Here is a 5,616-nt window from a genome sequence, read left to right as displayed (position 1 = left end):
GCCGCATGGATGCGGCGACCAAGCCCCCATGGATGGGTTCACGGCGTCCCCGCGAACCCACAGTGCCCCGCCATCCCACGGAATGCCGCTTCGGCCTTTGACTCTAAGGCTGCCGGCCAGCGGCCGGCACTACCAGCAGGTGCAGGGCGCAGCCCTGCCCGACCAGCCCCTTGATTTCGGGACAATCAGCCATACCCCTTGGCCAGGCCGCACGCGCTGGCGCGGCATTGCACACGGAGCCCTATCGATGACCGAGACCACCCAGACCGAAACCCTTGGCTTCCAGACCGAGGTCAAGCAGCTGCTGCAGCTGATGATCCACTCGCTGTACTCCAACAAGGAAATCTTCCTCCGCGAGCTGGTCTCCAACGCCGCCGACGCCGCCGACAAGCTGCGCTTCGAAGCCCTGACCCAGCCTGCCCTGCTGGAAGGCGACAGCGAACTGCGCGTGCGCGTGAGCTTCGACGCCACCGCCCACACCATCACCATCGAAGACAACGGCATCGGCATGAGCCGCGCCGAAGCCATCGCCCACCTTGGCACGATCGCCAAGTCCGGCACCGGCGATTTCCTGCGCCAGCTGTCCGGCGACCAGAAGAAGGATTCGCAGCTGATCGGCCAGTTCGGCGTCGGCTTCTACAGCGCCTTCATCGTCGCCGACGAAGTGGAAGTGACCTCGCGCCGCGCCGGCCTGGCCGCCGCCGAGGGCGTGCGCTGGACCTCGCGTGGCGAAGGCGATTTCGACGTGGCCACGATCGACAAGTCCGAGCGCGGCACCCGCATCGTCCTGCACCTGAAGGATGGCGAGCACGACTTCGCCGACGGCTGGCGCCTGCGCAGCATCCTCAAGAAGTACTCCGACCACATCGGCCTGCCGATCCAGATGCCGAAGGAAGGCGAAGACGCCGCCGGCGAGTGGGAGACCGTCAACCGCGCCAGCGCGCTGTGGACCCGCCCGCGCACCGAGATCAGCGACGCCGAGTACAACGAGTTCTACAAGCACGTGGCGCACGACCACAGCGACCCGCTGGCGTGGAGCCACAACAAGGTCGAAGGCAAGCTCGAGTACACCTCGCTGCTGTACGTGCCTGGCCGCGCGCCGTTCGACCTGTACCACCGCGACGCGCCCAAGGGCCTGAAGCTCTACGTGCAGCGCGTGTTCGTGATGGACCAGGCCGAGCAGTTCCTGCCGCTGTACCTGCGCTTCATCAAGGGCGTGGTCGATTCCAACGATCTGTCGCTGAACGTCTCGCGCGAGATCCTGCAGTCCGGCCCGGTCATTGACTCGATGAAGGCGGCGCTGACCAAGCGCTCGCTGGACATGCTGGAAAAGCTGGCCGCCGACAAGCCGGAACAGTACGCCACGTTCTGGAAGGAATTCGGCCAAGTGCTGAAGGAAGGCCCGGCCGAGGACTACAACAACCGCGAGAAGGTGGCCGGCCTGCTGCGCTTCGCCTCCACCCGTGGCGAGGCCGATGCGCAGACCGTGTCGCTGGCTGATTACATCGGTCGCATGGCCGAGGGCCAGGACAAGATCTATTACCTGACCGGCGAGAGCTACAGCCAGGTGCGCAACAGCCCGCACCTGGAAGTGTTCCGCAAGAAGGGCGTGGAAGTGCTGCTGCTGACCGATCGCATCGACGAGTGGCTGATGGGCTACCTGACCGATTTCGACGGCAAGGGCTTCGTCGACATCGCCCGTGGCGACCTCGACCTGGGCGCGCTGGAAAGCGAGGCCGACAAGCAGGAACAGGAAGCCGCGGCGAAGGACAAGCAGGGCCTGGTCGAGCGCCTGAAGACGGTGCTGGGCGATGACGTGGCCGAGGTGCGCGTCTCGCACCGCCTGACCGATTCACCGGCGGTGCTGGCCATCGGCGAACAGGACCTGGGCCTGCAGATGCGCCAGATCCTGGAAGCCAGCGGGCAGAAGGTGCCGGACAGCAAGCCGGTGCTGGAGATCAACCCGGGCCACCCGCTGATCGCCAAGCTCGACGCCGAAGCCGATGGCGCGCGCTTCGACGACCTGGGCCGGGTGCTGTTCGACCAGGCCGCGCTGGCCGCCGGTGACAGCCTGAAGGATCCGGGCGCCTACGTGGCACGCCTGAACAAGCTGCTGCTGGAACTGTCGGCCTGATTGATGGGGCGGTCGCCGGGCATGGCCCGGCGCTACCGGGCGCTGCTCTGGTAGACGCCAACCATGGTTGGCGCCCCCGCTCTGGTAGACGCCAACCTCGGTTGGCGCTTCAAAGGCGTGTCAACCAAGGTTGACACCTACCAAGGCGGGAAGCGTGTCAACCAAGGTTGACACCTACCAGAGCGGTCGCCTCAGGCGGTCCGGTCCAGCAGCGAGCCCAGCATCTGGTCCTGCCGGCGGATCACCGCGGCGTTGGCGGCGAACGCCACCACCTCGGCCTTGGCTGCCAGCAGGTCGCCCAGCGGCGCTGTCGGGTCCGGATCGGTGGCATTGACGGTGGCTTCCACCCCGCCCTGTTCCACCGGGCTGCGCTGCAACTGCAGGCGCTGCGCGTCCGGGGTGGCGAGGTTGGCCACGTTGTGTACGGCCACCTGCACGCCCTGCTGGGCCGCACGCATTCCGGACAGCGCAGTCTCCATCACGTTCATCGGCGGTCTCCGGGCCGCTCTGCGCAGCCCCTCGGACCGGTTAACGGCCGGACCTGCGCAACCTTGAGTCCACATCGGGTCAACGGTCCCGAGTGGTAGCATATCCCTCTGATTTCAGCGCCTTTTGCCAATGCTCAGTTTTTTCCGCCGCAAGAAGCCCCAGGACGCCGCCACGCCGGACGCGCCTAAGACCCAGCATTACTCGGCTGACGAGCTGGCGGCGGCGTTCCCGTCTGCTGCCCCGGTCGAAGAAGCCCCGGCCGCGCCGGTCGCCACGCCGGCCAGCGTCGAGGTCACCGCCCCTGCGCCTGTCGTAGCGCCCGAGCCGCCGGTCGCCGCTGCGCCGCCTGCCCCGGCCCCGGAACGTGTCATCGCCCCGGAGGACTTCGAAGCCGAGGCCCTGGCTGCAGCCGCCGTGCTTGCACCGCTGGCCCCGGTCACCCCGGCCGAAGCGCCGGCCACGCCTGCCACGGACCTGCCGGTACTGGTCGATGCCGCCCCGGCCCCGGCCGGCAAGCCCGGCTGGCGAGAGCGCCTGCGCAACAGCGTCATCGCCCGCAGCTTCGGCGGCCTGTTTTCGCGCAATCCCAAGCTCGACGACGATCTGCTGGACGAGCTGGAAACCGCACTGATCACCGCCGACGTCGGCGTGGGCGCCACCACCGACCTGGTCGAGGGCCTGCGCAAGCGCATGAAGTCGCGCGAGTTCGTCGATGCCAATGCGCTGCTCGCCGCGCTGCGCAGCGAACTGATCGCGATCCTGCAGCCGGTCGCCAAGCCGCTGGTGATCGACCGCAACGCCAAGCCCTTCGTGGTGCTCACCGTCGGCGTCAACGGCGTCGGCAAGACCACCACCATCGGCAAGCTGGCCAAGCGCTTCAAGGACGAAGGCCACAGCCTGATGCTGGCCGCCGGCGATACCTTCCGCGCCGCCGCCGTGGCCCAGCTGCAGGCCTGGGGTGAGCGCAACGGCGTGGCCGTGGTCGCCCAGGGGCAGAACGCCGACGCCGCTTCGGTGGCCTACGACGCCCTGCAGGCCGGCAAGGCACGCGGCACCTCGGTGCTGATCGCCGATACCGCCGGTCGCCTGCACACCCAGTCCGGCCTGATGAACGAGCTGGGCAAGATCCGCCGCGTGCTCGGCAAGATCGACGAGACCGCGCCGCACGAAGTGCTGATGGTCATTGACGGCACCACCGGCCAGAACGCGCTCTCGCAGCTGCGCCAGTTCAATGCCGCGGTGAAGGTGACCGGCCTGGTGGTGACCAAGCTGGACGGCACCGCCAAGGGCGGCGTGGTGTTCGCCCTGGCCCGCGAGTTCGGCATTCCGATCCGCTTTGCCGGCATCGGCGAGCGCCCGGAAGACCTGCGCGTGTTCGATCCGGAAGCCTTCGTCGACGCCCTGCTGCCTGAAGCGCTGGGCGCCTGATACGCCGTGCAGCCACGCATGGCGTGGCTCTACCGCAATCCAGTAGAGCCACCCCACGGGTGGCTGCCTTCCCCGGAACACCCATGCCCCGCCAGCCGCACGCCAGCGCCGCACCTGACCCCGCAGACGGCTTCGTCGCCCACCTGCTGCACTGGTTCGACGACCACGGACGCCACGACCTGCCCTGGCAGCATCCGCGCAGTCCTTACCGGGTCTGGCTGTCGGAAATCATGCTGCAGCAGACCCAGGTGACCACGGTCATCCCGTATTTCCAGCGGTTCCTGCAGCACTTTCCGACTCTGCCCGACCTGGCCGCCGCCAGCAACGACGCGGTGATGGCGCAGTGGGCCGGACTCGGTTACTACGCCCGCGCACGCAACCTGCACGCCGCAGCCAAGCGCTGCGTGGAGCTGCACGACGGCGCCCTGCCGCGCGATTTCGATGCCCTGCACGCCCTGCCCGGCATCGGCCGCAGCACTGCCGGCGCGATCCTCAGCCAGGCCTGGAACGACCCGTTCGCGATCCTCGATGGCAACGTCAAGCGCGTGCTCAGCCGCTATCACGGCATCGAGGGTTTCCCCGGCCTGCCGGCCATCGAGAAGCAGCTGTGGTCGCTGGCGGAAGCGCATGTAGCGCAGGTGCCGGCCGGTCGCATGGCCGATTACACCCAGGCGCAGATGGACCTGGGCGCGACCGTGTGCAGCCGTGCCAAGCCGGCCTGCGTGATCTGCCCGATGCAGGAAGACTGCGTGGCACGCCGCGAAGGCCGCACCGCCGACCTGCCCACGCCGAAACCCGGCAAGACCCTGCCCGAGCGCGAGGCCGTGGCCCTGCTGCTGCGTGACGCCCAGCAGCGCGTGCTGCTGCAGAAGCGCCCGGACACCGGCATCTGGGCGCAGCTGTGGACGTTGCCGCAGGCCGACGCCGGCAGCGACCTGCAGGACTGGTTCGACGCCCATGTCGACGGTTCGCTGGAAGATGCCGAGGAACTGCCGGTGCTGCAGCACACGTTCAGCCACTATCGGCTGCACCTGCAGGTATTGTCGCGTCAGGTGCGCGGCCTGCGCGTGGAAGAACCCGCGCTGCGCTGGGTCGCCGCTGACGAACTTCCGGCGCTGGGCCTGCCCGCGCCGATCCGCAAGCTGCTGGACGGCACGCCGGTAAAGGCGCCGAAACGCAGAGCCACCAAACCCCGCAACTACGAGTGAGTGCCATGCCCCGAACCGTCTTCTGCCAGTACGAACAACGCGATGCCGAGGGCCTGGACTTCGTGCCCTATCCCGGTGACCTGGGCCAGCGCGTGTTCAACCATATCGGCAAGCAGGCCTGGGCGGCCTGGCTGGCGCACCAGACCATGCTGATCAACGAAAACCGCCTGTCGCCGCGCAAGCCGGAGCACCGCGCGATGCTGGAAGCGGAGCTGGTCAAGTTCCTGTTCGAGAAAGACGCTGAAAAGCCGGCCGGCTTCACCCCCGAAGCCTGAGCCGGTAGCGGGGGGGGGGGGGGGGGGGGGCGGCGCGAGCACAGCCCCCGCCAGCGATCGACAACGTGGGGGGCGGCCCCCC

The 5,616-nt window shown here is 68.3% G+C and carries 5 protein-coding genes; 4 read left to right on the top strand and 1 reads right to left on the bottom strand.

Going from position 1 to position 5,616, the window contains the following annotated elements; translation table 11 throughout:
• Nucleotides 1-247: 247 nt before the first annotated feature.
• The gene (htpG, locus tag ACVOK1_RS20125) at nt 248-2,134 is read left to right on the top strand and encodes a molecular chaperone HtpG (RefSeq protein ID WP_406231942.1); all 1,887 of its coding nucleotides are present in this window, start codon (nt 248-250) and stop codon (nt 2,132-2,134) included.
• Nucleotides 2,135-2,325: 191 nt separating this feature from the next.
• Here the strand turns inward: htpG and ACVOK1_RS20120 are convergent, their stop codons facing one another.
• Nucleotides 2,326-2,622, bottom strand: coding sequence for a hypothetical protein (locus tag ACVOK1_RS20120; protein WP_481563061.1), 297 nt, complete (start codon nt 2,620-2,622; stop codon nt 2,326-2,328).
• A 130-nt stretch (nt 2,623-2,752) separates the two neighbouring features.
• On the opposite strand from ACVOK1_RS20120, the gene ftsY reads away from it, so the two are divergent.
• The 3 genes from ftsY (at nt 2,753) to ACVOK1_RS20105 (ending at nt 5,534) form a co-directional block, all read left to right on the top strand.
• On the top strand, nt 2,753-4,051 hold the full coding sequence (ftsY, locus tag ACVOK1_RS20115; protein WP_481563060.1) for a signal recognition particle-docking protein FtsY: 1,299 nt from the start codon (nt 2,753-2,755) through the stop codon (nt 4,049-4,051).
• Nucleotides 4,052-4,134: 83 nt separating this feature from the next.
• Nucleotides 4,135-5,259, top strand: coding sequence for an A/G-specific adenine glycosylase (gene mutY, locus ACVOK1_RS20110; RefSeq protein ID WP_481563059.1), 1,125 nt, complete (start codon nt 4,135-4,137; stop codon nt 5,257-5,259).
• Between the two features lie 5 nt (nt 5,260-5,264).
• Nucleotides 5,265-5,534: an oxidative damage protection protein gene (locus ACVOK1_RS20105; protein WP_108768528.1), complete on the top strand. Its 270-nt coding sequence runs from the start codon at nt 5,265-5,267 to the stop codon at nt 5,532-5,534.
• Nucleotides 5,535-5,616 lie beyond the last annotated feature (82 nt).

It is taken from the genome of Stenotrophomonas sp. STEN087 (assembly GCF_056759115.1).
The sequence above is the reverse complement of the archived record's forward strand: the minus strand, read 5'-3'. Positions and strand labels throughout refer to the sequence as shown.

Excerpts from the sequence above, each read along its gene's own strand:
- htpG (WP_406231942.1), top strand. The coding sequence starts at position 248 with ATGACCGAGACCACCCAGACCGAAACCCTTGGCTTCCAGACCGAGGTC.
- ACVOK1_RS20120 (WP_481563061.1), bottom strand. The coding sequence starts at position 2,622 with ATGAACGTGATGGAGACTGCGCTGTCCGGAATGCGTGCGGCCCAGCAG.
- mutY (WP_481563059.1), top strand. The coding sequence starts at position 4,135 with ATGCCCCGCCAGCCGCACGCCAGCGCCGCACCTGACCCCGCAGACGGC.
- ACVOK1_RS20105 (WP_108768528.1), top strand. The coding sequence starts at position 5,265 with ATGCCCCGAACCGTCTTCTGCCAGTACGAACAACGCGATGCCGAGGGC.
- ftsY (WP_481563060.1), top strand. The coding sequence starts at position 2,753 with ATGCTCAGTTTTTTCCGCCGCAAGAAGCCCCAGGACGCCGCCACGCCG.